Annotated in this window: 26 protein-coding genes and 1 riboswitch; of the genes, 13 read left to right on the forward strand and 13 right to left on the reverse strand. The window is 60.0% G+C overall.

Annotated features, from left to right (window positions below; translation table 11 throughout):
* Nucleotides 1–87: 87 nt before the first annotated feature.
* The 3 genes from rpoZ to LRL22_RS16350 all read right to left on the reverse strand — a co-directional run bounded on the left by rpoZ (nt 88) and on the right by LRL22_RS16350 (nt 2425).
* The gene (gene rpoZ, locus LRL22_RS16340; RefSeq protein ID WP_005307060.1) at nt 88–363 is read right to left on the reverse strand and encodes a DNA-directed RNA polymerase subunit omega; all 276 of its coding nucleotides are present in this window, start codon (nt 361–363) and stop codon (nt 88–90) included.
* 79 nt (nt 364–442) lie between these two features.
* Nucleotides 443–1069, reverse strand: a complete 627-nt coding sequence (gene gmk / locus LRL22_RS16345; RefSeq protein WP_005339253.1) for a guanylate kinase — start codon at nt 1067–1069, stop codon at nt 443–445.
* A 303-nt stretch (nt 1070–1372) separates the two neighbouring features.
* Nucleotides 1373–2425 (reverse strand): glycosyltransferase family 9 protein, encoded by a 1053-nt coding sequence (locus tag LRL22_RS16350; RefSeq protein WP_270905882.1) that lies wholly within the window; start codon nt 2423–2425, stop codon nt 1373–1375.
* Nucleotides 2426–2647: 222 nt separating this feature from the next.
* Between LRL22_RS16350 and LRL22_RS16355 the strand changes: the two genes are divergently transcribed.
* Entirely contained in the window at nt 2648–3361 is a 714-nt protein-coding gene (locus LRL22_RS16355) for a 3-deoxy-D-manno-octulosonic acid kinase (RefSeq protein ID WP_005339249.1), read from the forward strand.
* A gap of 70 nt (nt 3362–3431) precedes the next feature.
* A complete protein-coding gene (locus LRL22_RS16360; protein ID WP_040069586.1) occupies nt 3432–4295 on the forward strand; it encodes a GGDEF domain-containing protein in 864 nt (287 codons plus the stop codon).
* A 6-nt stretch (nt 4296–4301) separates the two neighbouring features.
* Here LRL22_RS16360 and LRL22_RS16365 read toward each other — a convergent pair whose 3' ends face one another.
* Complete coding sequence (locus LRL22_RS16365; RefSeq protein ID WP_103252031.1) at nt 4302–5156, reverse strand: carboxylate/amino acid/amine transporter; 855 nt, start codon at nt 5154–5156, stop codon at nt 4302–4304.
* A gap of 42 nt (nt 5157–5198) precedes the next feature.
* Between LRL22_RS16365 and LRL22_RS16370 the strand changes: the two genes are divergently transcribed.
* Nucleotides 5199–5657 carry a DUF6314 family protein gene (locus tag LRL22_RS16370; protein ID WP_235655458.1) on the forward strand — a complete coding sequence of 153 codons (459 nt, stop codon included), beginning with the start codon at nt 5199–5201 and terminating at the stop codon, nt 5655–5657.
* A 124-nt stretch (nt 5658–5781) separates the two neighbouring features.
* Here LRL22_RS16370 and LRL22_RS16375 read toward each other — a convergent pair whose 3' ends face one another.
* Both LRL22_RS16375 and LRL22_RS16380 read right to left on the reverse strand, forming a co-directional pair.
* Nucleotides 5782–5943, reverse strand: a complete 162-nt coding sequence (locus LRL22_RS16375) for a hypothetical protein (protein WP_005339236.1) — start codon at nt 5941–5943, stop codon at nt 5782–5784.
* Nucleotides 5928–6827 (reverse strand): DMT family transporter, encoded by a 900-nt coding sequence (locus LRL22_RS16380; RefSeq protein WP_005357113.1) that lies wholly within the window; start codon nt 6825–6827, stop codon nt 5928–5930. The genes LRL22_RS16375 and LRL22_RS16380 overlap by 16 nt, the downstream gene beginning before the upstream one ends.
* 91 nt (nt 6828–6918) lie before the next feature.
* Here LRL22_RS16380 and LRL22_RS16385 point away from each other — a divergent pair, with 91 nt between their 5' ends.
* Entirely contained in the window at nt 6919–7878 is a 960-nt protein-coding gene (locus LRL22_RS16385) for a LysR family transcriptional regulator (RefSeq protein ID WP_058056572.1), read from the forward strand.
* Here LRL22_RS16385 and trpS read toward each other — a convergent pair.
* Both trpS and LRL22_RS16395 read right to left on the reverse strand, forming a co-directional pair.
* Nucleotides 7857–8870 (reverse strand): tryptophan--tRNA ligase, encoded by a 1014-nt coding sequence (gene trpS, locus LRL22_RS16390; protein WP_019446260.1) that lies wholly within the window; start codon nt 8868–8870, stop codon nt 7857–7859. The genes LRL22_RS16385 and trpS overlap by 22 nt on opposite strands.
* 192 nt (nt 8871–9062) lie before the next feature.
* On the reverse strand, nt 9063–9500 hold the full coding sequence (locus tag LRL22_RS16395) for a universal stress protein (protein WP_005339229.1): 438 nt from the start codon (nt 9498–9500) through the stop codon (nt 9063–9065).
* A gap of 401 nt (nt 9501–9901) precedes the next feature.
* Between LRL22_RS16395 and fabV the strand changes: the two genes are divergently transcribed.
* The 6 genes from fabV to LRL22_RS16425 all read left to right on the forward strand — a co-directional run bounded on the left by fabV (nt 9902) and on the right by LRL22_RS16425 (nt 16886).
* Nucleotides 9902–11089: an enoyl-ACP reductase FabV gene (gene fabV / locus LRL22_RS16400; protein ID WP_111900890.1), complete on the forward strand. Its 1188-nt coding sequence runs from the start codon at nt 9902–9904 to the stop codon at nt 11087–11089.
* 92 nt (nt 11090–11181) lie between these two features.
* On the forward strand, nt 11182–11706 hold the full coding sequence (gene ftnA / locus LRL22_RS16405) for a non-heme ferritin (protein ID WP_005339225.1): 525 nt from the start codon (nt 11182–11184) through the stop codon (nt 11704–11706).
* Nucleotides 11707–11856: 150 nt separating this feature from the next.
* Nucleotides 11857–13041 carry an NAD(P)/FAD-dependent oxidoreductase gene (locus LRL22_RS16410; RefSeq protein ID WP_019446258.1) on the forward strand — a complete coding sequence of 395 codons (1185 nt, stop codon included), beginning with the start codon at nt 11857–11859 and terminating at the stop codon, nt 13039–13041.
* A gap of 81 nt (nt 13042–13122) precedes the next feature.
* Nucleotides 13123–14796 (forward strand): sensor histidine kinase, encoded by a 1674-nt coding sequence (locus tag LRL22_RS16415; protein ID WP_005339222.1) that lies wholly within the window; start codon nt 13123–13125, stop codon nt 14794–14796.
* Nucleotides 14797–14842: 46 nt separating this feature from the next.
* The gene (locus LRL22_RS16420) at nt 14843–15586 is read left to right on the forward strand and encodes a LytR/AlgR family response regulator transcription factor (RefSeq protein ID WP_270905883.1); all 744 of its coding nucleotides are present in this window, start codon (nt 14843–14845) and stop codon (nt 15584–15586) included.
* Nucleotides 15587–15695: 109 nt separating this feature from the next.
* Nucleotides 15696–16886, forward strand: a complete 1191-nt coding sequence (locus tag LRL22_RS16425) for an L-lactate MFS transporter (RefSeq protein WP_005339218.1) — start codon at nt 15696–15698, stop codon at nt 16884–16886.
* Nucleotides 16887–16959: 73 nt separating this feature from the next.
* Here LRL22_RS16425 and LRL22_RS16430 read toward each other — a convergent pair whose 3' ends face one another.
* The 4 genes from LRL22_RS16430 to LRL22_RS16445 form a co-directional block, all read right to left on the reverse strand.
* Nucleotides 16960–18084, reverse strand: coding sequence for a 5-(carboxyamino)imidazole ribonucleotide synthase (locus LRL22_RS16430; RefSeq protein ID WP_270905884.1), 1125 nt, complete (start codon nt 18082–18084; stop codon nt 16960–16962).
* The gene (gene purE, locus LRL22_RS16435) at nt 18081–18590 is read right to left on the reverse strand and encodes a 5-(carboxyamino)imidazole ribonucleotide mutase (protein WP_263718259.1); all 510 of its coding nucleotides are present in this window, start codon (nt 18588–18590) and stop codon (nt 18081–18083) included. Before purE ends, LRL22_RS16430 begins: the two co-directional genes overlap by 4 nt.
* Before the next feature lie 63 nt (nt 18591–18653).
* Nucleotides 18654–18956 (reverse strand): P-II family nitrogen regulator, encoded by a 303-nt coding sequence (locus tag LRL22_RS16440; RefSeq protein ID WP_108542252.1) that lies wholly within the window; start codon nt 18954–18956, stop codon nt 18654–18656.
* A 4-nt stretch (nt 18957–18960) separates the two neighbouring features.
* On the reverse strand, nt 18961–19887 hold the full coding sequence (locus LRL22_RS16445) for a sodium-dependent bicarbonate transport family permease (protein WP_270905885.1): 927 nt from the start codon (nt 19885–19887) through the stop codon (nt 18961–18963).
* A gap of 109 nt (nt 19888–19996) precedes the next feature.
* Between LRL22_RS16445 and LRL22_RS16450 the strand changes: the two genes are divergently transcribed.
* The 3 genes from LRL22_RS16450 to murI all read left to right on the forward strand — a co-directional run bounded on the left by LRL22_RS16450 (nt 19997) and on the right by murI (nt 23917).
* Nucleotides 19997–20899: a LysR family transcriptional regulator gene (locus tag LRL22_RS16450; RefSeq protein ID WP_270905886.1), complete on the forward strand. Its 903-nt coding sequence runs from the start codon at nt 19997–19999 to the stop codon at nt 20897–20899.
* 35 nt (nt 20900–20934) lie between these two features.
* Nucleotides 20935–21112, forward strand: a riboswitch (cobalamin riboswitch).
* 52 nt (nt 21113–21164) lie between these two features.
* Nucleotides 21165–23003, forward strand: coding sequence for a TonB-dependent receptor domain-containing protein (locus tag LRL22_RS16455; protein WP_270905887.1), 1839 nt, complete (start codon nt 21165–21167; stop codon nt 23001–23003).
* 110 nt (nt 23004–23113) lie between these two features.
* Complete coding sequence (gene murI, locus LRL22_RS16460) at nt 23114–23917, forward strand: glutamate racemase (RefSeq protein ID WP_270905888.1); 804 nt, start codon at nt 23114–23116, stop codon at nt 23915–23917.
* A 7-nt stretch (nt 23918–23924) separates the two neighbouring features.
* Here the strand turns inward: murI and LRL22_RS16465 are convergent, their stop codons facing one another.
* Entirely contained in the window at nt 23925–24416 is a 492-nt protein-coding gene (locus LRL22_RS16465) for an RNA recognition motif domain-containing protein (protein ID WP_005339200.1), read from the reverse strand.
* Between the last annotated feature and the right edge of the window lie 268 nt (nt 24417–24684).

Genomic DNA, 24684 nt, shown 5'->3' on the forward strand with positions numbered 1-24684 from the left:
TATAGCCCTGAGTTTGCGAGGTTTTCGAGCGGTTGTAAATGGGGATGAACAGTCGGCACCCGGGCGGGTGCCAACCGGAAGAATAACTTAACCGCGGCCTTCGGCGATGGCAGCAACGGCAGCCAGCTCGGCGGCTTCCTGCTCTTGCTGTTCGTAGCGGTCCTGGGTGTCCATCACTTGATTGTTCACCAGACCCAGCTCGATCTCACGCAGGGCGATCACAGTCGGCTTGTCGTTCTCTTCGTCGACCAGGGGATCTTTGCCTTGTACCGCGATTTGACGAGCGCGGCGCGCGGCGACCAGCACCAGGTCAAAACGGTTACCTACCTGTTTTACAGCATCTTCTACAGTAACGCGTGCCATGCAGGACTCCAGTGTTTGGGCTTTCTGTATTTAGAAAAGCAGTGTTTAAAAATGACGCAAAAGTTTACTTGTTTTTGGCTTACTCTGCCAGTAGCTGTTGCAGCAAGTTTTTTTGAGCCTGTTGCTGGTGACGCATCTCCAGCCGTTGGCACTCAATAATGGACCTGAGCTGGAACAGCGCCTGCTCGAAGTCTTCATTGATAATGACATAGTCATACTCGTCGTAGTGCACCATTTCGGCAATGGCTTTCGCCATCCGGCCGGCAATCACTTCGGCGCTGTCCTGACCGCGCCCAATCAGGCGGCGTTCCAGCTCTTCGCGGCTGGGGGGCAGGATGAAAATGGATTTGGTCGGCATCTGCTCGCGGATCTGGCGGGCACCCTGCCAGTCGATGTCGAGGAATACGTCGATCCCCTTGGCCAGACAGGCTTCGATGGCGGCGCGTGAGGTGCCGTAGTAGTTGCCGAACACTTCGGCCCACTCCAGAAAATCACCGCGTTCGATCAGCGCCTTGAACTCTTCCACCTGAACGAAGTGGTAGTGCACGCCGTGCTCTTCGCCCGGGCGGGTGGCGCGAGTGGTGTGGGAAACCGATAGCTGCATCTTGCCAGCTTGATTATGGTTGGTCAGCAAGGCATTGAGCAGACTGGATTTACCAGCGCCGCTCGGAGAAGAGATGATATAGAGAGTGCCTTGTTGCGCCATATTATTACCTTTAATCGAAACCGCTGTTTTGGTTGTAGCAGAGACCGCCGTCTTGTGCCCGAAAGGGAGACAGCCAAACGCAAAACGCGGAAAATTCTTGAGTCAGGAGGATGTAAAGGCGGCGAATTTTACCAGAGTGCGGCGAATAAAAAAACGGCCGGAATCATATTCCAGCCGATCAAAGTATTCGTAGCTTGCTGCGGGAGCGTAACCCACATCAGCCTGCATTGTGCCTTTGGCTGAGGGCAGAGGCTATCAGGTTATCCCTGCCTGATGGCTCGGAATTCCCGAGGTGCTCTGTCACTACGGCAGCTGACGATCTGCACAGAGGCGGTCGAAGGCGGCGATCACCTGCTCGCTGGTGATTTTTCGCATGGCCTCCGGGTCTTTGAGACGGGTGCGCCAGCTCAATTCGGCCAGCGGCTTGCCGGTCTCCTGCTCGACCAGCTCCTGATAGACGCTGACCACGTAGTCGCGGCAGAGATATGGGCCGGTGCGGGCCGGATTGTGGTGGGCATAGAGACCGATCACCGGCGTGCCCACTATGGTGGCCATATGGGTGGGGCCGGTATCGGGGGCCAGTACCAGACTCGCCTCGCTAATCAGCGCCAGCAGCTGCTTGAGGTTGGTCTGCCCCACCAGATCGACCGGCTTGCTCTGGCTTAAGCGCTGGATGTCGGCAGCCAGATCCCGCTCCAGTTTGGCAGGCCCGCCACAGAGATAGACCTGAAAGCCCTTGTTGGCGGCGTGATCCGCCAGCGCGGCATAGCCTGCGGCCGTCCAGTTTTTGAAGGCCTTGCTGGCTGCGGCGCAGATCAGCAGGGTCGGTTTGCCGCCAATCTTCTCCCTTGCCCACGCCTGATGTTCGGCGCTGATGGGCAGTTGCCAGTCCGGGGTCAGATCCTTGATGCCGAGCTCTTTGGCGAAAGCGAGGAAACCGTCCAGCACATGGGGGGAGGCAGGCGAAGGCACCTTGTGGTTGGTGAACAGCCACTGGCCGTCGTTGGCCCGTTCCCGATCAAACCCGAGTTTGACCTTGGCGCTGATGCCGAGGGTGGCGATGCTGGCCCGCATCGCCGCCTGCAGGTGGAGCAGGGCATCGAATTTGCGCCCCTTGAGGGTCTGCCAGAGATCGCGATAGCCGCGCCACCCCTTGCTCTTGTCGAAGGGGATCACCTCGACGCCGGGAAGATCGGCAAACAGGGTTGCCTCGATTTTGCCGGTGATCCAGGTGATGCGGGTCTGTGGCCACTCCCGCTGGATGACGCGCACCAGCGCCAGTGCGTGGCAGCAATCCCCGATGGCGGAGAGCCGCAGGATGCAGATGGAGGAGGGGGGCGTTTGAAATAGCGGCATGTTGTGGCGCACGGCTGGCAAAAAGGGTGGATGGCATTATGCAAACTCCCCTCTGGATTGTAAAATTGCGCACAATCGTCAGCCGGGATAGGCCGGGCCCTGCGCCATGACCTGTTTCTGCACGTCGTTGATTAAAGGCCACTATTGCGGGCATGCCAGAGCGGCAGCCTCATCGCCAATTGAAAAATTGCGATCCATGACCCACCGAGCGGGATCTCCACGATGCGAGTACAGACCGAACACAACCAGATCTGCTGGTATGCCGAAGGGGCCTTTCGCGACCCCTCTCCCCAGTTATTCGATCCTGCCTGGTGGCAGAACAACCGTCAGGTGGTGGGGACCTCCATCGGACGGGGAGTGACCTGGTTCGTCAAGGATGAGTCCCGCCATCTGGTGCTGCGCCACTACTATCGCGGCGGTATGGTGGGCAAGGTGGTGCGGGATCGCTTCTGGTTCGAAGGGGTCGAGTCGAGCCGTGCCATGGCCGAATACACCCTGCTGGCCAAGCTGTGTGAGCTGGGGTTGCCGGTGCCGCGTCCGTTTGGTGCCCGCATGGTCAAACAGGGCCCATTCTATCGTGCCGATATCCTGATTGAGCGAATTCGCGGTGCCAAGGATATGGTGGCGCTGCTCAAGCAGGGGCCGGTGGCGACCGAGGTGTGGCACAAGATAGGCCAGACGGTGCGCCAGCTGCACGATGCCGGGGTCTATCACGCCGATCTCAACAGCCACAACCTGCTGCTCGATAAAGAGGGCAAGGTGTGGGTGATCGATTTTGACAAGGGTGCGATCCGCTCCCCCGGCGAATGGCAGAAGGCCAATCTGGAACGCTTGCTCCGTTCATTCAATAAAGAGTCTCAACTGCATACCAGTTTCCACTTCGTACCGGAGAACTGGCAGACCTTGATGAACGGGTATCAGGGAAAAGCACTCTGACCCTGTTGCTCGGCGTGAACGCCAATGTTACTTATTGAGCAGGTATTCAGATCCTGTTTCGAGGCGCCCCATGGAAATGCTCAAGACACCTTTGGTCGATGTGACTGCCCGGCTTGATCCGGGTCTGCTGTCTGATGCCATGGCGCTGCTGGAGGCGGGGATCTGGAGCTGGTCAGCCCAACATGGACTGCAGCGTGATCCCTCCTGCCTGCGCCTGTTGGGATTGGGAGAGTGTTGGCCGGATGATCTCGGCTGGCTGGATCGGGTTCATCCCGACGATGTTGCCCGGCTGGAAGATGCCCTGCTCGCCTGCCAGAGCGGCCGCAGCAGCGGTCTGCGCCTCGAATACCGCATTCTGCATCATCACGGTCACTACATCCGGCTGGAAGAGCGGATGCGTCGCGATGAGCGGGGCTATCTGCTGGGGGTTGTCCGTCACCTCGATCCCGCTGCCGTGCTGGTGGAGGAGCGACATGGCACCGATCCGCTGACCGGTTTGGAGAGCCGTGGCCGCTTCGAGCAACTGCTGGAGGAGCGGCTGGCGACCGAGAGTGGCACTTTCAGTCTGCTGCAGTTTTCGGTCGATCACATGGCCAAAATCCAGCAACTGTTTGGCGAAGCGGCTTGCGACGCCATGCTGGCCAAGCTGGCGCGTATCGTACGCCACGAACTGCGGCGGGAAGATCCCTTCGCCCGCTGGGATGAGGACGGTTTTATCCTGATGCTCTCCCAGACCGAGCGGATGAGTGCGCTGGAGATCGCCGAGCGGCTGCGCCTCGAGATTGCCGATGCCAGCCTGCTGTCACAGCGGCCGGTCACCGTCAGCATCGGGTTGGTGCAGAGTCAGGCTGGCGAGCAGCTCGATCATCTGCTGGCCCGGCTGGCCAGCTGTCACAGTCAGGCCAGACGGGAGCACAACACCGTCGTCGGCTGAGTGCGGTCAGGGTTGGCCGCGTTTATCACGCTGGCAGACCCAGAGCGAGGCCAGCATCAGCAGGCCGCCGATGGTCAGTCGGGTCAGGTCGGTATCCTTGCCCCAGAGCAGCAGATTGACCAGCAAGCCGGCCGGAATGAGAGCATTGTTCATGATGGCCAGCACCCCACTGGTGACCAGCGTTGCCCCCTTGTTCCAGAGGAAGTAGCCGAGGCCGGAGGCACCCACCCCCAGCCAGAGCAGAATGCCCCACTGCAACCCTGACGTCGGATATTGCGGCTTGCCCAGCAGCCACCAGGCGGGCAATGCGATCACCAGCGCTCCCAGATAGAAGCAGCCGAAGACCGCCAGTTGTGGCGGTTGCTCCGCCTCCCGCGCCAGCAGTACCTTGTAGCCCACCTGACCCAGGGCGAAACAGAGGTTGGCCCCCTGCACCACCAGAAATCCCAGCACATAGCTTTCGGTCAGGCCATCGAAACGGATGACGGCAGCCCCGATCACTGCCAGCAGGGCGCCCCACAGATAGGTGGGCTTGAAGCGCCCTTCCAGCAGGTCGTGCAGCAGGGTGACGTAGATGGGAGTGAAGATGGTAAAGACCAGCACTTCCGGCACCGTCAGCAGCAGAAAGGAGTGGTAGTAGAAGAGATACATGATGCCGAGCTGGATGGCGCCCAGCGCCATCAGCTTGGCCGCCAGATCGGGGCGCAGCCAGCGGCGGCGCAGGAAGGGGAGAAACACCAGACTGGCGAGGGCGATGCGGGTCAGCACCGAGAAGTAGGCATCCACCTGGCCAGCGAGGTAGACCCCGATCAGGCTGAAGGAGAATGACCAGAGCAGGGTGACCCCTATCAAGTAGTTCATGTGTTTGATTTATCGTCAGTTGTCAATTTTAAGGGGGCTATGATGGCCGAGATGGAAGCTGCAATCCAGCGTTTATGGGCACGATTGCCACAGGTCGGAGCATTTGGCTTCACCGCCAGCAATGGCGAGGGGTCGGCGACCGACTGGAATGGTCGCGGCGAGGGGGTTGTGGCTGTGACCGATCATCAGGGGGGCTGGCTATTTAACGAGCAGGGCTGTTACATCACGCCTCATGGCAGGGAACTCGCCATGCATAACCGCTTCTGGTGGCAGCGCAGTGAACGGGGGATCCGTCTCTCCCATCTGCGTTATGAGGCGCCGGTCGAACTGTTCGAGCTGCTGCCGCAGGGGGATGGCCGCTGGCTGACCGCCGAACCCCATCTATGCGGGGCGGATCACTACAGCGCCGAGTTGACCGAGAGCGACGGCGGTTTTCTGCTGAGCTGGCAGATCACCGGGCCGCGCAAGAACGAGCGACTCAGCTATCGCTATCTGATCTGACGCCGGCTGGCAGGCATAAAAAAACCGGCGCAGAGCGCCGGTAGCGGGGGACAAATCGGAGGTTTTTTAAAACAGTCCCAAAAACAGGAGAGATAGACTCTCGTCACACATTCAGAGATGGACTTCAGGCATTCAGGGCATAGCTCAGCATGGCTTGCAGCTTGCTATCGAAGAACCAGGGCAGCAGTACCATCAGCAGGCCCAAGATCCCGGCCAGCCGCTGGCGATACTGCCAGCCGGCAATCAGTACCAGACCACCGCACAGTGTGGTCAGGATGCCTGACATAGGGAGACCTCGCGCTGCATGCGACGCTGCTGCGCCCACTGGTTCATGGCGACCGAGCCGAGGATCAGGGCCAGAGCAACTCCTGTGGTGGGATGGATCTGCTCGCCGAGGAACAGGGCACCCAGCATCACGCCGAACAGCGGCACCAGATAGTTGCTGAAGGAGGCGAACGTCGGGCCGGCCTTCTGGATCAGCGCCATGTAGAGGAAGTAGACCAGACCGGTACAGAGGGTACCCAGCACGGTGATCGCGCTCAGGGCCTGGGTGCTCGGCAGGGTCAGGCTGCCGAGATCAACCATGAAGGGGGCGACCAGCAGCAACTGGATTGCCGAGGAGATCAGGATATTGCGGGCGACCACGACCGGATGGTCCTTGGCGAAGCGCTTGATCATCAGCAGGCCGATGGCGAAGCAGCTGGCACCCAGCAGGATGGCCATGGCACCGAGCAGACCGGCGTTCATGCCCTGGGAGAGTTTCGGCCAGAACAGGGTGAGCACACCGGCAAAGCCGATGATCACGGAAAGCAGACCGGTTTTGGTGATTCTTTCACCAGAAATAAACAGCGGTGCAGCCAGAATAGTCACAAACGGGATACAACCCATGACCACGGCGGCGATGGCGCTATCCACATACTGTTGGCCCCAGGCGACCATGATGAAGGGGATGGTGGCATCCAGCAGGGCGATCAGCATATAGGTGCGCCACGGGGTGTGCTCACTCTTGAGTCGCATGAACAGGCAGAGCAGACCCAGGGTCAGGCTGCCGCACAGGGCACGACCGGCAGCCACCAGAATGGGGGGCAACTCGGCAACGGCCTGGTGCATGAAAATGAATTGGGAACCCCACAGCAGGCCAATGGCCAGCAATAACAGATAGCTACGCATTTGAATCTCCGATGTATTAAGCCAGCGCATTCTAGGCAATCTGTTACTATGGTAAAAATGAATTGTTGGCATTTAACTATGGCAAATATCGATGGATAGCTCGCTCGCCCGTCTCGACCTCAACCTGCTCGCCGTATTCGACATGCTGATGCAGGAGCGCAACGTCACCCGTGCCGCCGAACGGCTGCATCTCTCCCAATCCACCGTCAGTCACGCCTTGGGGCGGCTGCGGGTGGCGCTGGATGACCCGCTGTTCGTGATGAGTCGGCGCGAGATGATGCCGACCGAGCGAGCCAAGGCACTGGCCGGTCCGGTGCGCCAGGCGCTGGCGATGCTGGAGCAGGGATTGCGGCAGGCCAAGGGGTTTGATCCCGCCACTGCGCGGCGGATTTTCCGTATCGCCACTCCGGGCTCGGTAGAGCACGGGCTGGTGCCGGTGCTGGTGGACAGGCTCCATCGGCAGGCCCCTCACTGTCGGCTTGAGGTGTGCGAGCTGGCGGACAGCGACTACGAGCGGGAGTTGGAAAAGGGTGAGCTGGATCTGGTGATCGGTTTCGCCGGGGCGAATCACCTCTCACCCCGCTTGTGGCGGGAGGAGTGGTTCAACAACCCGCTGGTCTGCCTGTCGCCGCTCGGCAGCGAATTGCCCGATGTGCTGACTCCGGTCGAGCTGGTGAGCCGTCCCCACATCCACACCTCCAGCTGGGGTCACAGTCAGGCGATGGTAGAGCTCTGGCTGGCCCGCTTCGGGGTGGAGCGGGAGTTGGGCGTGCGGTTGCCGAGCTTTATGGCGGTGCCGCCGTTGATGGCGACCGGTCGCTATCTGGTGGTGGTGCCCGAGATGATCGGGCGCCACTTCTGCCGCTACTACCCGCTGCGGATGCACCAGCTCGACCCCGCCATCCCCATCGTCTACCTGATGGCGGGGCACCCGCTCACCGCCCACGACGAGGCGATCGGCTGGTTCAAGAGCCTGCTGCACCAGCTGGTGTTCGACCTCTACGGCGACGATGCACTCGGGACTCCCGCTCAGCGGATGCTGGCGAAGTAGTCGAGCCCCATGGCGCTTTTCACCTCCGCCAATACCTCATCGGTGATGATGCGAGCCTGCTCGGTGCCCTGATAGAGCAGTTCCAGCAGCATCTTCTTGTCGGCGATGGCCGCGGCCCGGCGCTCCCGCATCGGAGCGAGCAGGGTCTGCAGGCAGTCATTGAGCACCTGCTTGCAGCGCATGTCCCCCAGTCCGCCGCGCCGGTAGTGGGCCTTCATCTCGGCGACCAGCTCCTTGTCGGGGTGGAAGGCATCGAGATAGGCGAACACCGTATTTCCCTCCACCTGACCCGGATCGCTCACCTTGAGGTGGTTGGGGTCGGTATACATGGCGAACACCGCCTGTTTGACCTCTTCCGCCGACATGCCCAGTTCTATGGTGTTGCCGAGGGATTTGGACATCTTGGCCTTGCCGTCGATGCCGGGCAGGCGGCCGGTGTCGCTCAGGATCGGTTGGCATTCGGTCAGCACCTCTTTGCCTACCAGCGAGTTGAAGCGGCGGACGATCTCGTTGGTCTGCTCCAGCATCGGCAGCTGATCTTCCCCGACCGGCACATGGCTGGCGCGAAAGGCGGTGATGTCGGCGGCCTGACTCACCGGATAGACCAGAAAACCGGCTGGCAGCGTGCGTTCGAACCCTTTCTGCTGGATCTCCGCCTTGACGGTGGGATTGCGCTCCAGCCGGGCGACGCTGACCAGATTGAGGTAGTAGCAGGTGAGCTCGGCGAGAGCGGGCAGGGCGCTCTGCAGGCAGAAGGTGGTCTTGGCCGGGTCGAGGCCGACCGCCAGATAGTCAGCCATCACCTCCAGTACGTTGTCGGTCACCTTGGCCGGATTGTGGCCGTTGTCGGTCAACGCCTGCAGGTCGGCGATCATCACGAATTGACGGTAGTGGTGCTGGGCTTCGACGCGCTGGCGCAGGGAGCCGACATAGTGGCCGATGTGCAGTTTGCCGGTGGGACGATCGCCAGTCAGGATTACGGGGTTGTGCATGTCACTCTCTCCAGTTGGGTGAGCCGGGAGGCGACAAAGGGATAAAAACAGCTGACCGCCTCTCGGCGGTCACGGTGTTTTCTTTGGGAAATTTACAATAGAAACGCGGTGCCGCCTGTTTAGGAGCAGCACCACCAGTAGTTGTGATTGAATGAGGTCATGTTCATAGCAAATCAAACTACGCCGGTTTCATTACTTCTGCAAGGGGACGACCAGCAGATCGCAGGGCACTGTATTCATCAGCTGACGGGCGCTGGAGGTGAGCAGGCTCCAGAAGCTCTGGCGATGGCCGCACACCAGCAGGTCGATCTCGTACTCCTTGACTGCCTGATTGACCCGCTCGCTCAGATCGCCGCAGATCACCAGCTTCTTCTCGATGGGATAGTCCACCGAGGCCAGAAATGCCTCCAGCTTCTCTTTCGCTTCGGCGATCACCTGATCCTGCACGTTGTCGATGTCGATATCGATCATCTCGGTGTAGAGATCCTTGAGGTCCACATCGACATGGATAACCGACAGCTTGGCGCCGTTGGAGCGGGCTCTGTCCACCGCCTTGTCGATCACCTTGCGGTTGTCTTCAGAGAGGTCGATCGCGGCCAGAATATGCTTGTAATAGGTTGTTCCACTCATGGGGGTTCTCCTTACCGATCCTTCAGCCCACTATACCAATCTCTGCTGAAACTAAAATGGTGCCTCAGGCACAGTTTTGGGATTTAAATGAGTTTAATGACGTGTGACACAGGGTCAGCCACTCAGTTATTAACCACTATTTGCCTATAAATTAAACAAGAGTTTGACGCCGGTCACACCCCTCGGCTTGCCGATCTGGGGGGAGAGGCATAGGATGGGCCCGTGCTTCGCAATGAACACAAAACAACAAAAAGCATCTGAATACCGCTTTGGGGAGTCACGTGCTCCCTTTTGTTTATCCGCCTCATTTCCCTCTGCTTTTCTGACTGATAGCGATCCGGCATCAAGTTAATCTCCTTCGATTTGGTTATGCTGTAGCCAGTTTCTTTGGAGGCCTTCCCATGATCATTCATCCCCAGATTCAAGGTTGTGTTGCCCGCAACTGTCACCCTATCGGCTGTCGCGCCGCCGTGCAGCAGCAGATCGAACGGATCAAGGCTGCTGGCCCGTTCAACGGCCCCAAGCGGGTGCTGGTGCTGGGGGCCTCCTCCGGGTTTGGACTGGCGTCGCGCATTGCGCTCGCCTTTGGTGCCGGTGCCGACACCATCGGCATCTCGTTTGAGCGGGGCCCTTCCGACAAAGGATTGGGCAGCGCCGGTTGGTACAACAACATCTGGTTTCGCAAGGAGGCGGAGCAGGAGGGGCGTATCGCCATCAACCTGATCGGTGATGCCTTCTCCGACGGCATGCGCCAGCAGGCCATCGACACCATCCGCCAGCAGCTTGGGCAGGTGGATCTGGTGATCTATTCGCTCGCGAGCGGCATCCGGGTGCTGCCCGACGGCACGCAAGTGCGCTCGGTGCTCAAGACCACCGGCCAGCCATTCAGTGGTTGGGGGCTGGATCTGGAGCGCGATACCCTGGTGCAGCAGTCGCTGGCGCCTGCCACGCCGGAGGAGATCCGCGATACCGTCACCGTGATGGGGGGCGAGGATTGGCAGCTCTGGATGCAGGCGTTGCAGCAGGCCGATTGTCTCGCGCCCGGCGCGCAGACCGTCGCCTACTCCTACATCGGCCCGGAATCCACCTATCCCCTCTATCGAGATGGCACCATCGGTTATGCCAAGGAGCATCTGCACGCCACCGCCGAGACCATCAACCTGCAACTGGCCGAGATTGGTGGCCACGCCTGGGTGTCAGTCTGCAAGGCGCTGGTGACCAAGGCGAGCGCCTATATTCCGGTGCTGCCGGTTTATCTCGGCTTGCTGATGGGGGTGATGAAGGAGCGCGGTGTCCATGAGGGCTGCATCGAGCAGATGCAGCGACTGTTTGCCGCCAAGATGTATGGGGCCAATGGGGTGGTGGCCGATGGCAACCGGCTGATCCGGATGGATGACCACGAGCTCGACCCGGCTATTCAGGCCGCCGTTTCGGCGCTCTGGCCCAAGGTGACGCCGGAGAATTTCCACGCGCTGGGGGACTTTGCAGGGCTGCGGCAGGATTTCATGCAGCTCAACGGCTTCGAGCTGCCGGGCGTCGATTATGCTGCGCCAGTGGATGTCGCCTCCCTTGGGGAGCTGACCCCCTGAGCTGAAAGAAACGGGATCTCCCTCTCGTTGGCGGGTTGATTCGCGGCGGGAGTGTGGCGACAATCGATACCAAATCACTGAGGAGAAACAAGATGCTGGCCCAAGCCATGATCGAGAAGTTGAACGAGCAGATTAACCTGGAGTTCTACTCCTCCAATCTCTATCTGCAGATGAGCGCCTGGTGCGAAGACAAGGGCTTTGAAGGGGCGGCGACCTTCCTGCGCCAGCACGCGGTCGAGGAGCGCCAGCACATGGAGCGTCTGTTCACCTATGTGAGCGAGACCGGCGCCATGCCCAAGCTGGGTGCCATTGATGCCCCTCCCCACGAGTTCAAGTCGCTGGGCGATGTGTTCCGTACCACTCTGGAGCACGAGTATCACATCACCAAGTGCATCAATGGTTTGGCCCACGTAGCCTTCACCACCCAGGACTACTCCACCTTCAATTTCCTGCAGTGGTATGTGGCCGAGCAGCATGAAGAGGAGAAGCTGTTCAAGAGCATCGTCGACCGTCTGGGTCTGGTGGGTGAAGATGGCAAAGGCCTCTACTTCATCGACAAGGAGCTGGCCGAACTGGCCAAAGGCGCCCCTGCCAGCATCATGGACAGCAACGCCTGATAGTCGTGGACACTTAGTGTTCAGCCAGTACAATAACGGCCCTTTTAAGGGCCGTTGTTTATTCTGGTGGGCAGCCACTATGGTTCTGTTCCGCCAGAGGCAATCTCGGTTCTGGCCAGGTGCCGTTTCTATTTTGATAAGTGAGTGATGATGAAGCAGGTCGATGTGGTGGTGATCGGGGCCGGTGCGGCCGGATTGATGTGTGCGGCGCAGGCGGGCTACCGTGGCCGCTCCGTGCTGGTGCTCGACAATGCCAAGAAACCGGGCCGCAAGATCCTCATCAGTGGCGGCGGTCGCTGCAACTTCACCAACCATCAGGCTGGCGCTCACGCCTACCTGTCGGAGAATCCCCACTTCAGCAAGTCGGCGCTGGCCCGCTACACCCAGCAGGATTTCATCGATCTGGTGGATCGCCACGGGGTCAACTATCACGAGCGCACTTTGGGTCAGCTGTTCTGTCTCGAGAGTGCCAAGGATATCGTCGATGTGCTGCTCACCGAGTGCGACTGGGCCGGGGTGACCCTGCAGTTCCAGACCGAAATTCTCACCGTCAGCAAACAGGACGAAGGGTTTGTGTTGACGACCAGCAAGGGTGAGATCGGCTGTCATTCGCTGGTGGTGGCGACCGGCGGTCTCTCCATGCCCAAGCTGGGGGCGACCCCTTATGGCTTCAAGCTGGCGGAGCAGTTCGGCCTCAACGTGCTGCCGACCCGCGCCGGTCTGGTGCCCTTTACCCTCCATCAGGCGGAGAAAGAGGCGTTCGCCGATCTGGCGGGCATCAGCCTGCCGGTGGCGGTGACCGCCGAGGATGGCACCCGCTTCAAGGAGGCGATGCTGTTCACCCACCGCGGCCTCTCCGGCCCCGTCATCCTGCAGATCTCCTCCTACTGGCATGCCGGCGAGAAGATCCACATCAACCTGCTGCCGGAGCTGGATATTCCGGCTGCCCTGCGTGAATGGGCGCAGGCGCACCCGGCGCAGGAGCTGAAAACCGTGCTGGGGCGCGAGCTGCCAAAGCGCTTCGTCGACAAGCTGGTGGAGCTGGGTCAGCTGGTCAGCAAGCCGATGCGTCAGTACAACGAGCGGGAACTTGAGGCGATCGCCAACCTGCTGGGTGACTGGCAGATCCTGCCCAACGGCACCGAGGGATATCGCACCGCCGAAGTGACCCTGGGGGGCGTCGATACCAACGAGCTCTCCTCCAAGACCATGGAAGCGCGCAAGGTACCGGGCCTCTACTTCATCGGCGAAGTGGTGGATGTGACCGGCTGGCTCGGCGGTTACAACTTCCAGTGGGCCTGGTCCTCCGGTTGGGTGGCCGGTCAGTACTGTTGATGTCACAGGGGCTGGTTTATCCGGCCCCGATTTATTGGTCAGGGTTAGGGTGATCGGTCGGGTTGCCGCAAGGGGGCGCAGATGCTTGAGAATCAGATGATGTTGTTGGCGGTGTTCGAGCGGGCAGCGCTGATGCTGATGACCCTCTTCTTCCTGACCCGCACCCGGCCGTTCCAGCGGCTGTTCCAGAAGCGGGATCACACCCCGGCCGAGCTGGTGCTGGTAGCCTCCATCTTCGGCCTGTTTGCGGTGTTCAGCACCTACACCGGCATTCCGGTGGAGGGGGCGCTGATCAACGTGCGGATCATCGCCATCATCTCCGGCGGCATCCTGTTCGGCCCCTGGGTCGGCATTCCGGCCGGGGTTATCTCAGGCCTGCACCGCTACCTCATCGACATGGATGGCCACACCTCCATCCCTTGCCTGATTGCCAGCATCATCGCCGGTCTGCTCGCCACCTGGCTGCACCTGCGCTGCCGCAAGTCGCGGCTCTGGCTCTACGGTATTCTGGCGGGGATGCTGTGCGAAGGGCTGACCATGCTGCTCATCTGGCTGCTGACTGAGCCCCACGAAGTCGGGGTGGAGATCGTCAACCATATCGCCTATCCGATGATCGCCGGGGCGCTCTGCATCGGCCTTATCATCAAGTTGGTGCAGGATCTGGATGACGAGAAGGAGCTGATTGCTGCCAAGCAGGCCAAGCTGGCGCTCGATATTGCCAACAAGACGCTGCCTTTCTTCCAGAACATCGATCGCCACTCCCTCAGTCAGGTGTGCGATGTGATCCGGCGCGACATCAGCGCCGATGCGGTGGCCATCACAGATACCCATGACGTGCTGGCTTATGTCGGGGTGGGCAAGGACTATTACGAGCTGGACGAGCACCACGCCATCAGCGGCATGACCCAGCAGGCGGTGCTGCTCGACCAGATCATCATCAACAACGATCTGCGCCAGTATCACCTCTCCGATTTCCACTCGGTCATCATTATTCCGCTGCGGGAGAACGGCTCGGTGAGCGGCACCCTCAAGATCTACTACCGCCGCACCCACAGCATCACCAGTTCGCTGCGGGAGATGGCGGTCGGCCTCTCCCAGCTCATCTCCACCCAGATGGAGGTGTCGCGCATCGAGCAGTTGAAAGAGATGACCCGCAAGGCGGAGTTCACCGCGCTGCAGAGCAAGATCAACCCGCACTTCCTGTTCAATGCCCTCAACGCCATCTCGTCGCTGATCCGCATCCGGCCCCAGCAGGCGCGCCAGCTCATTGCCAATCTGGCGGATTATCTGCGCTACAACCTCAACAAGGGGGATGAGCTCATCGACATTCAGGAGGAGCTGCAGCAGGTGCGCGACTACGTGGCCATCGAGCAGGCCCGCTTCGGCGACAAGCTGGAGGTGGTGTTCGAGGTGGACGACGTGCACATTCAGGTGCCGAGCCTGCTGTTGCAGCCGCTGGTGGAAAACGCCATCCTGCACGGCATCCAGCCCCGCAGCGCGCCGGGTCGGGTCACCATCGAGGTGAAACAGCTGGCGGGTGGCATCCGGGTATCGGTGCGGGACACAGGTTACGGCATCAGTCAGGCGGTGATCGACGGGGTGGCCGCCGGTCGGGTGGAGAGTCGCAGCATCGGCCTGATGAACGTGCATCAGCGGGTCAAGTTGCTCTATGGCGACGGCCTGCATCTCAAGCGGCTGGAACCGGGTACCGAGGTGAGTTTCTATCTGCCGGATCAGGAGTCGATGCCATGCTGAGTGCCATCATGGTTGAGGATAAGTGTGTGCCGCGAGAGGTGTTGTCATGCTGAAAGCCATTATTGTCGAAGATGAGTATCTGGCCCGCGAGGAGTTGATCTATCTGGTGAGTCAGCACAGCCAGATCGAGATAGTGGCGAGCTTCGAGGACGGGCTGGAGGCGTTCAAATACCTGCAGGATCACGAGGTTGATGTGGTGTTTCTGGATATCCAGATCCCCTCCATCGATGGCCTGCTGCTGGCCAAGAACCTGCACAAGTCGAGCCATCCGCCCCACATTGTCTTCGTTACCGCCTACAAGGAGTTTGCGGTGGAGGCGTTCGAGCTGGAGGCGTTCGACTACATCCTCAAGCCTTACAACGAGCCCCGCATCATCAATCTGCTGCAAAAGCTCGAGCATGCGGGCAAGTCGCAGCCAGCCTCCACGGGGGAGGCGAGCGGCGAGGGGAGCAGCCCGCACAATCGCACCGTCAATCTGGTGAAGGGGGAGCGCATCATCGTCACCCCCTGCGAGCAGATCTACTACGCGGAAGCCGACGAGAAGCTCACCTATGTCTACACCCGCGACGATCGCTACGTGATGACCATGACCATCAGCGAGTTTGTCAGCCGCCTGCCTGCCGAGGGGTTCTTTCGCTGCCACCGCTCCTACTGCGTCAACATCAACAAGATCCGCGAAATCGTCCCCTGGTTTAACAGTACCTATCTCATCCGGCTCCATGACCTGCCGTTCGAGGTGCCGGTCAGTCGCAGCAACATCAAGGCGTTCCGTCAGCTGATGCGGCTCTGATTGTCATTCATTCCCGCCGATCTGCATTTCATGCCTTAATCGATCGGCGCGAACTGCGTCTTGCCTATAGTGGCCTCAATTTCCTTAAGGCCATCGACCGAGACGCATCATGACCATCGATCTGAACCGCACCCGGTACCTGACACTGATCGGTACCATCATCACCCAGTTTGCACTGGGTTCTGTCTATACCTGGAGCCTGTTCAACGCTCAGCTCTCCGACAAGCTGGACGAGCCGGTGAGTCAGGTCGCTTTCGCCTTCGGTCTGCTCAGCCTGTCGCTGGCAGTCGCCTCCTCCATGGCGGGCAAACTGCAGGAGCGGTTCGGGGTGCGCAACGTGACCCTGGGCGCTGGTGTGCTGCTCGGCATCGGTTTCTTCCTCACCGCCCATGCCAGCAATCTGGCGATGCTCTACCTCTGCGCGGGCATTCTGGTCGGTTTTGCCGACGGTACCGGCTACCTGATGACCCTCTCCAACTGCGTGAAGTGGTTCCCGGAGCGCAAGGGTCTGATCTCCGCCTGCTCCATCGGTGCCTACGGCCTCGGCAGTCTCGGTTTCAAATACATCAACCTGCTGCTGCTCTCCAGCTCCGGCCTTGAGACCACCTTCCAGCTGTGGGGGCTGATCGCCATGTCCATGGTGCTGGTGGGCGGCATGCTGATGAAGGATGCGCCCAAGCAGGCCGCTTCCGTTCAGCAGAGCGAGAGCCGTGACTTCACCCTGGCCGAGGCGATGCGCAAGCCGCAGTACTGGATGCTGGCGCTGATGTTCCTCACCGCCTGCATGAGCGGCCTCTACGTCATCGGCGTGGCCAAGGATATCGGCGAGAAGATGGTGGGTCTGCCTGCCGTGGTTGCCGCCAATGCCGTCGCCATCATCGCCATGGCCAACCTGGGCGGCCGGCTAGTGCTGGGTATCCTCTCCGACAAGATGTCCCGCATCCGGGTCATCACCATTGCCCAGCTGATTACCCTGGCGGGCATGGCGCTGCTGCTGTTTGTACCGCTCAACGCCAACCTCTTCTTCGTGGCGGTGGCCTGTGTGGCATTCAGCTTCGGCGGCACCATCACTGTTTACCCCTCGCTGGTGAGCGACTTCTTCGGTCTCAACAACCTGACCAAGAACTACGGCGTCATCTATCTGGGCTTTGGTCTGGGCAGCATCATCGGCTCCATCGTGGCTTCCCTGTTTGGTGGCTTTATGGCGACCTTCCACCTGATCCTGGTGTTGCTGGTGGTGGCGCTGGTGCTCTCCCTCACCATCCGCCTGCCGGCACCGGTCGCGGTGGAGCGGGCCTGACAAGCCTCCCTGCCACAGCAAGCAAAAACAGAGACCCGGGCCATGCCCGGGTCTTTGCATTTCCGATGGTCGATCAGCGCGGCGCTAGCCCCAGCAGCTGGCGGGCCTGACGGCAGCTCTCTTCCACCGTTGACCACTCATCACCGGTTACCGTGATGTGGCCCATCTTGCGGCCGGGGCGGGGTTCGCCCTTGCCGTAGAGGTGCAGATGCAGGCCGGGCAGCGCCAGCAGAGCGGCCCAGTCGGGCGTGCCGTTTTGCCAGAGATCCCCCAGCAGGTTGATTAACAGGGCTGGGCGCACGGCAATCTGCTCCGGCAGCGGCAGATCGCATAGGGCGCGCACCTGCAACTCGAACTGGCTGCATGCAGCGTTGTCGAGGCTGGGGTGACCCGAGTTGTGGGGACGGGGCGCCAGCTCGTTGACCAATAGCCTCCCCTCCACCAGGAAGAACTCCACCGTCAGCACCCCGACGTAATCGAGGGTCGCGATCAGCCGCTCGGCTATTGCTTTGGCTTCGCGCTCCAGCGCCGGCACCTTGGCCGGGGAGCGAGTCTGATCGAGGATGCCGCCGCTGTGCCAGTTCTGTACCAGCGGCAGGGCGCTGATGGCGCCGCTCGGACTGCGGGCCAGGGTCAGGGCAAACTCCCCCTCCAGCGCCAGCCGTTTTTCCAGCACGCAGGGCACGCCACTGGCTGCCAGCGCGCTCGCCAGCTCATCCAGGTCGCTCACTTGCCACTGCCCCTTGCCGTCGTACCCTTCGCGGGCCGTCTTGAGAATGGCGGGTAAGAGTTCGCTGGCCTGTGCGGGGATAGGCTCTTCCGGCAGTAGCGCCAGATAGGGGGCGACCGGGATGTCAGCTCCGCACAGAAAGGCTTTCTCCTCGCGGCGATCCTGACATATGCGCACCGCGCTGGCGGCTGGGCGCACCGGCTTTTGATTTTCGAGCAGCGCGAGGGTGGCGGCGGGCACGTTCTCGAACTCGCAGCTGATGGCCTCGCAGCGGCTGGCCAGCTCGTGCAGGGCGGTCGGGTCGTCATAGGGGGCGACAATATGGTGATCGGCGGCGGCACCGGCGATGCTGGCCGGGTCGGGATCCAGCACCACCACCTTGTAGCCGAGGCGGTGGGCGGCCATCACGAAGTAGCGGCCAAGCTGGCCGCCCCCCAGCATGCCGAGGGTGGCGGGTGGCAGGATCATGTCGGCTCCTCCAGCGTTAGTGCCAGCACCCGGTCACGCTCGCGGGTGCGGAAGTCGTCGAGCTGCTGCCGGTAGCGGGGGGCGTTGCCGTCTTGTGCAACGGAGAGCAGAGAGACCGCAAACAGGGCGGCGTTGGCGGCCCCCGCCTCGCCGATGGCGAAGGTGGCGACGGGTACTCCCTTGGGCATCTGCACGATGGAGAGCAGGGAGTCCATCCCCTTGAGATGGCGCGAGGGGATGGGCACTCCCAGCACCGGCAATGTGGTCTTGGCGGCGACCATGCCCGGCAGGTGGGCGGCGCCACCGGCTCCGGCGATGATGGCACGCAGGCCGCGCGCGCGGGCAGTGGCGGCATACTCGAACAGCAGATCCGGGGTGCGATGGGCCGAGACCACCTGCGCCTCGTAGGGCACGCTGTGCTCCTTGAGGATGCGGGCGGCAGCCTGCAGCACGGGCCAGTCGGAGTCGGAGCCCATTACCAGGCCGATCATGGGAGGAGTGTTCATTTTCTCTGAATCCTTGCTGTTAAACGTTTGCTTTTGGTGAACAAAAAGAGCCGGCAAGCCGGCTCAGAATTTCTCGGGTCGCACGATTTCGACCGGTTGCAGAAAGGCGATCATGGCGTAATCGGGGTAGTAACGACTCTGCAGATGGGCCAGCAGCCGCTCCGCCTGCTCCCGGTTGCAGATCGCCTCCAGCCGGATATTGCCGCTCTCGCTCCAGCTGGCGTTGCGCTCGCCATGATCCCCCCTGCCGCGGGCATCTGTGATGGTGTAGCCGCGCAGCCCCTCGCGGGTTAGGGTGCGCAGCAGGGTCGGCTCCAGATTGGCTTCCGTAATGACGGTCAGCAGGGTGCGGGTCTCGGTCTGCATGTGGCTACTCCGTGAAGTGGCGGGCCCAGCTGTGGTAGAGCGGGATCCCCAGCATGATGTTGAACGGGAAGGTGACCCCCAGAACGGCGCTGAGGGACAGCCCCGGGTTGGCCTGAGGCACGGCGATGCGCATGGTGGCCGGCACGGCAATATAGGAGGCGCTCGCTGCCAGGGTGGCCAGCAGGGTCAGGCCGCCGAGGGAGAGGTCCATCAGCTGGCCAGCCGCCAGCCCCAGTCCCGCTGAAGCGAGCGGCATCAACAGGGCGAAGCCGAGCAGGAACAGGCCGTGGCGGCGCAGATCCTGACACTGACGGGCGACGATGAGGCCCATCTCCAGCAGGAACAGCGCCAGCGCTCCCTTGAACAGGTCGACAAACAGCGGTTTGAGCGGGGCAATCCCATCCGGTCCGGCCAGATAGCCGATAGCCATGCCGCCGAGCAGCAGAGTTACCCCTTTGCCGAGGAAGGTCTCGTGGGCCAGCATGCGCCAGCGGGTCTCGCGGCTGATGCCGCGGGCCAGCACTATGCCCGCCAGAATGGCGGGGATCTCCATCACCGCGAGGAAGATGGAGAGCTGGGATTCAAAGCTGATGCCCCGTTCGGTGAGCCAGTTCACTCCGACCGCGAAGGTAGCGACGCTGACCGAGCCGTAGTGGGCGGCGGTGGCGGCGGCATCCACCCGGTTCATCTTGAGTCGCAGCACGGCAAAGCCGAGCAGGGTCTGCACCACGCCGAGCAGGATCACCAGCGCCAGTTGTGGCAGCAGAGGTTGCAGGGATTGTTGGGCCAGACCCACACCGCCCTTGAGGCCGATGGCCAGCAGCAGAAAGAGAGAGAGGGTGTCGTAGAGGGCAGGAGGCAGTTTGAGCTCGGAGCGCACCAGACCGGCCAGCAGACCAAACAGAAAGAAGAGTACAACAACGTCCAGCATGATGGTTCGCAGGGCAGTTCAGATAATGGTTGCATGCTAGAGCGCGCAATGTTTCGATAAAATCAGATTCTCGCTGATGGTTGTTCGGTAAAAACTGATAGGGAACGGCATGCTCAACTACAAACAGCTCTACTACTTCTGGCATGTGGCGCGCTGCGGCAGCGTGACGCAGGCCGCCGAACAGCTGCACTTAACGCCGCAGACCATCAGCGGTCAGGTCGCCGAGCTGGAGCTGTCACTCGGGGTGGCGCTGTTCAACCGGGTTGGACGGCGTTTGGTTCTGACCGCAGCCGGACGGCAGGCGCAGGAGCAGGCGGGGGCGATTTTCTCGCTCGGCGCCGAGCTGGAGCACACCCTGCGCCACGCCAGTCAGGAGCTGACCATGCAGGTGGGGATCGCCGATTCGGTACCCCGAACCCTGGCGTTCGATCTGCTGGCCCCCGCCATGGCGCTGGCGACCCCGCTGCGGCTGGTGTGTCACGAGGAGCGGGCCGAGCAGCTGTTCAGCGAGCTGGCCCGCCACAAACTGGATATGGTGCTGATCGATCGCCCGCTCCCTCCCGACAGCGGCGTGCGCGGCTACAACCACGAGCTGGGGCGCAGCCCGCTGGCGTTGTTTGCCAGCCCCGAGCTGGCGGCGCGGGCGCGGGATGGCTTTCCCGCCTCGTTGGAGGGGTTGCCGTTGCTGATCCCCGGAGAGAAATCGGCCACCCACGATCGGTTGCTGGAGTGGTATCGCCAGCAGGGCATTCATCCCCATCTGGTGGGGCAGTTTGATGACTCCACTCTAATGAAGTCGTTTGGCAAGGCGGGGATGGGCATTTTCCCGGCACCGCTGGCGATGGCTGACGAGATTGGCCGTCTCTACGGGGTGGAACGGATTGCAACCCTCACTGACGTCACACTCTCTTACTATCTGGTCTCGGCAGGGCGCCATCTCTCCCATCCCGGGGTGCAGGCGGTAATGGAGGGGGCCCAGCAGCGGCTGGCAGCGCTGGCTGGCAATAAATAGAAATCTGGATGGCTATACATCCAGCTTGGCTCTGCCTATAATCCTCCCGCTTTGGCGCATCATGCTTAATAGGGAATCCGGTGAGAATCCGGAGCTGGCGCGCAGCGGTAAGGGGGAACGAAGCGACATCAGGGCACTGCCGTCAGGCGGGAAGCCGTCGCCATAGGCTATCAGCCCCCGAGCCCGAAGACCTGCCAGAGTTCGTATTTCGGGCCGAGAGAAACCGGCCACGAAGTAGATACTTACGCGAACTTAAGGATCTCTCATGTCGAAGAAATTTCTGGCGGCTGCCCTGTTGCCGACGGCGGCGTTTGCCCAAACCACCATCCCCATCAATCCAACTCTGGTCATTACGGCCAACCGCGTGGAACAACCGGTCAGCTCGGTGCTGGCGCCCGTTGTGGTGATCGATCGTGCCGAGATCGAATCTCGTCAGGTTCAGAGTTTGCCCGATCTGCTGAAAACCCTGCCCGGCGTGCAGATGGCGACACTGGGAGGCCGGGGTCACATCAGCAGCCTGTTTATCCGTGGAACCAACTCCAACCACTCGCTTGTTTTGATGAATGGTCGTCCGATTGCCGCCATGGTGGCGGGTACGCCTGATCTCAGCCAAATCCCGCTCGGCAATATCGAGCGCATCGAGTATATCCGTGGCCCACGCGCGGCGGTGTATGGTTCCGATGCCATTGGCGGCGTTATCAACCTCATCACTAAAACATCCGCCAAGAATGGCAGTGAGACACACCTGAAGGGCGGTGCTGGCAGCAATGGTTATGGCCAAGGCGAGCTCAGAACGGTTCAGTCATTGGGTCAAAAAACCGATATGAACATGCTGATCGGCTACGAGCGTACCGATGGTTTTGATGTCGTAGCCAATGCCCAGCAGCCTGACCGGGATGGTTTCTCCGGCCGCAATGGTCAAATCGGTTTGAACCACGCTTTTAATGATGCATGGAGCGCGGATTTCAATGCTCAGGGTTATGACAATCTGACAGAAACGGACGACCCCTATCTGTCAGCGGATCAGAGCCGGGTACAGGCTTTCCAATATGATGGTGGTCTCAAATTCCAAAGCGAGACGTTGACCAGCCGATTAGAGGCCAGTTATGGCGAGAACAAGCTGAAGACTTGGCTGGAGACTCAAGGGGAGGGTAGTGGTAAGCCTATTCATACTGGTTTAACCCGCATCTCCTGGATTAACAACTGGAGTGGTATTAAGGGGCTTAACCTGACCGGTGGAGCTGACTGGCAGCGTGAACAGATGAAGTCTGACTCTCGTGGAGAAGATTGGAGTACCGGTGTTCCTGTACCAACCGGTTTTAAGGCTCCAGATCGTGACAATACCGGTCTGTTTGCCGTGGGGAGCTACCGTTGGCAGGCGCTGCTCTGGGAGCTGTCAGGTCGTACCGATGACAACCAGCAATATGGTCGTCACAACACATGGTCTGCCGCCAGCGGGCTGGATATCGATGAGAACCATCATGTCCGGCTGAGTTACGGTACTGGCTTCAAAGCGCCAACCTTTATGGATCTTTACTCTCCGGGTTATGAGAATCCGGCGCTGAAACCAGAAGAGAGCAAGAATCTGGAGCTGGATTTCTCCGGTCGTTATACCGGTTGGGACTGGTCAGCAAACTTCTATCGTAACCAAATCCAAAATCTGATTAAGTGCCAAAAAGGTTATATCACCTGCACCAAAGATAATACTGATGCCGATATCGAAGGTATCGAGTTGGCACTTGGTTTGGATACTTGGCTTGTACATCATGACTTCAGCTATGACTACACTCGCGCCAAGGACAAAAATGAGAATGATCAGCAACTTTTGCGTCGAGCGAAACACAAAGGTGCCTGGCTGACCAGTTTTACGACAGGTCAAATGACTTGGAGTACAGAGGTGCTATATGTTGGTGAAAGACTTGATGTTGGCAATGTTGAATTGAGCCCGTATACCCTTGTGAACTTGGGTACGACCTACGCAGCTACTAATCAGCTGACATTGGGCGGTCGCATCGATAATTTGTTTGATCGCAATTACGAAGTCGCCAAAGGCTATGCATCACCGGGTACCGAGTTCAAAGTAACAGCCGACTACCGTTTCTGATGCTTTATTCAGTTCATCTTTGAAAAACCCGGGCCCTGCCATTGGCAGGGCCTTTTCTATTGGCGGCAGGCGGGAGTATGATCGCCGCCTTGCACCAAAGGGGAGATCAAGTGGCCAATATTCTCGTGTTTGATTCCGGTATGGGTGGCCTGACCATCTACCGGGAGATCCGCCGCGTTCTGCCGGCACACAACTATTTCTACTGCTTCGACAACGCCAACTTCCCCTATGGTGAATTGAGCGAGCCCGCCCTGATTGCTGCCTGCACCCGCTTGGTGACCACCATGGTGGCCCGTCATCATATCGATCTGGTGGTGATTGCCTGCAACACGGCCAGCACCATAGCGCTGCCGGCCCTGCGCGAGGCACTGGATATTCCCGTGGTGGGGGTGGTGCCAGCCATCAAGCCCGCCGCTGCACAGACTCGCAACGGTTGTATCGGTCTGCTGGCCACTCCAGGCACCGTCAGCCGCGACTATACCCACGAACTGATCGCCCAGTTTGCTCCCGGCAAGCGTGTGCTGCTCAAGGGCACCACCGAGCTGGTCATAGAAGCCGAACACAAGCTGGCGGGCCTGCCGGTCAATATGGCGCTGCTGCACGAGGTATTGGCCGACTGGCTGGAAGGGGAAGAGAAGCCGGATACGCTGGTGCTTGGTTGCACCCACTTCCCGCTACTCAATGAAGAGATTGGGCAACTGATGCCGCAATGTCAGCTTATTGACTCGGGCAGTGCCGTTGCCAAACGGGTGGCCTGGTTGCTGAACAATGGCAGGCATGCCATCGTGCAGCCTGTACATATAGAAGAGGTAATTGCCAGGGCTTACTGTACCCGGCTGGATGGGGAGGCTCAAAAACTGACAGCCCCCTTGCAAGCATGGGGGCTGTCATCACTGGAAGAGGTGAAGTACTGACGAGCGGTTAGGCGTCAGTTTCGCTACCTTCTCTTTCCTCTTTATCACGTTTGTCATTCGCTTCACGCACCTTGAGGGTGCGCTGCTGGTACTCTTTATCATTCAAAGCGGCAATCGCTTTGGCGGCATCGGCGGCGGGCATCTCCACGAAACCGAAACCTCTGCGCTTGCCGGTTGCCTTGTCTTTCATCAACCGTACGGAAATGACCTGGCCCTGTTCGGCAAACAATTCGCGCACTGCGATCTCATTGGCGCGATATGGCAGGTTGCCTACATATAAGGTGCAAGTCTCCTGATTGGCGATCGACTCGGCGACATTAGCCGGGGTTCGCTTCAGGAACAGCGGTACCACGAAACCGCCGATGGCCAGACCTGCTGCAAAAATCACTTCCGCTTTCAAAGAGAACTGCAGGGCCTGGGCAACCAGGTAGCCAACCACTGCCAATACCAGAGCAAGGATTGCGGCCTGCATATATACGGGAAACTTGGATAAATTCATCTTAAAAGACCTTTTGTAAATGAAAGCAAAAAAGGTGCAACACTATATTCACCTCCATGGTAACCAGCTTTCCTGATTGGCGCTACCATGGACCACTCGGGAGAGGTTATCGGCTCCAGTATGGCATTCCCAAGGTCACTAAAGGCGACATAAATGACGCTAAAATGGGAGTGAAATAACAGGATTGTGGATAACATTGTATATATACACTGAATAAGCTGTTTCTAATTGAATAATTTGAAATTTTCGTGATTTTCTTCAAAAAAAG

The sequence above is a fragment of the Aeromonas sp. PI_26 genome, assembly GCF_027854445.1.
Taxonomy (GTDB): domain Bacteria; phylum Pseudomonadota; class Gammaproteobacteria; order Enterobacterales; family Aeromonadaceae; genus Aeromonas; species Aeromonas veronii.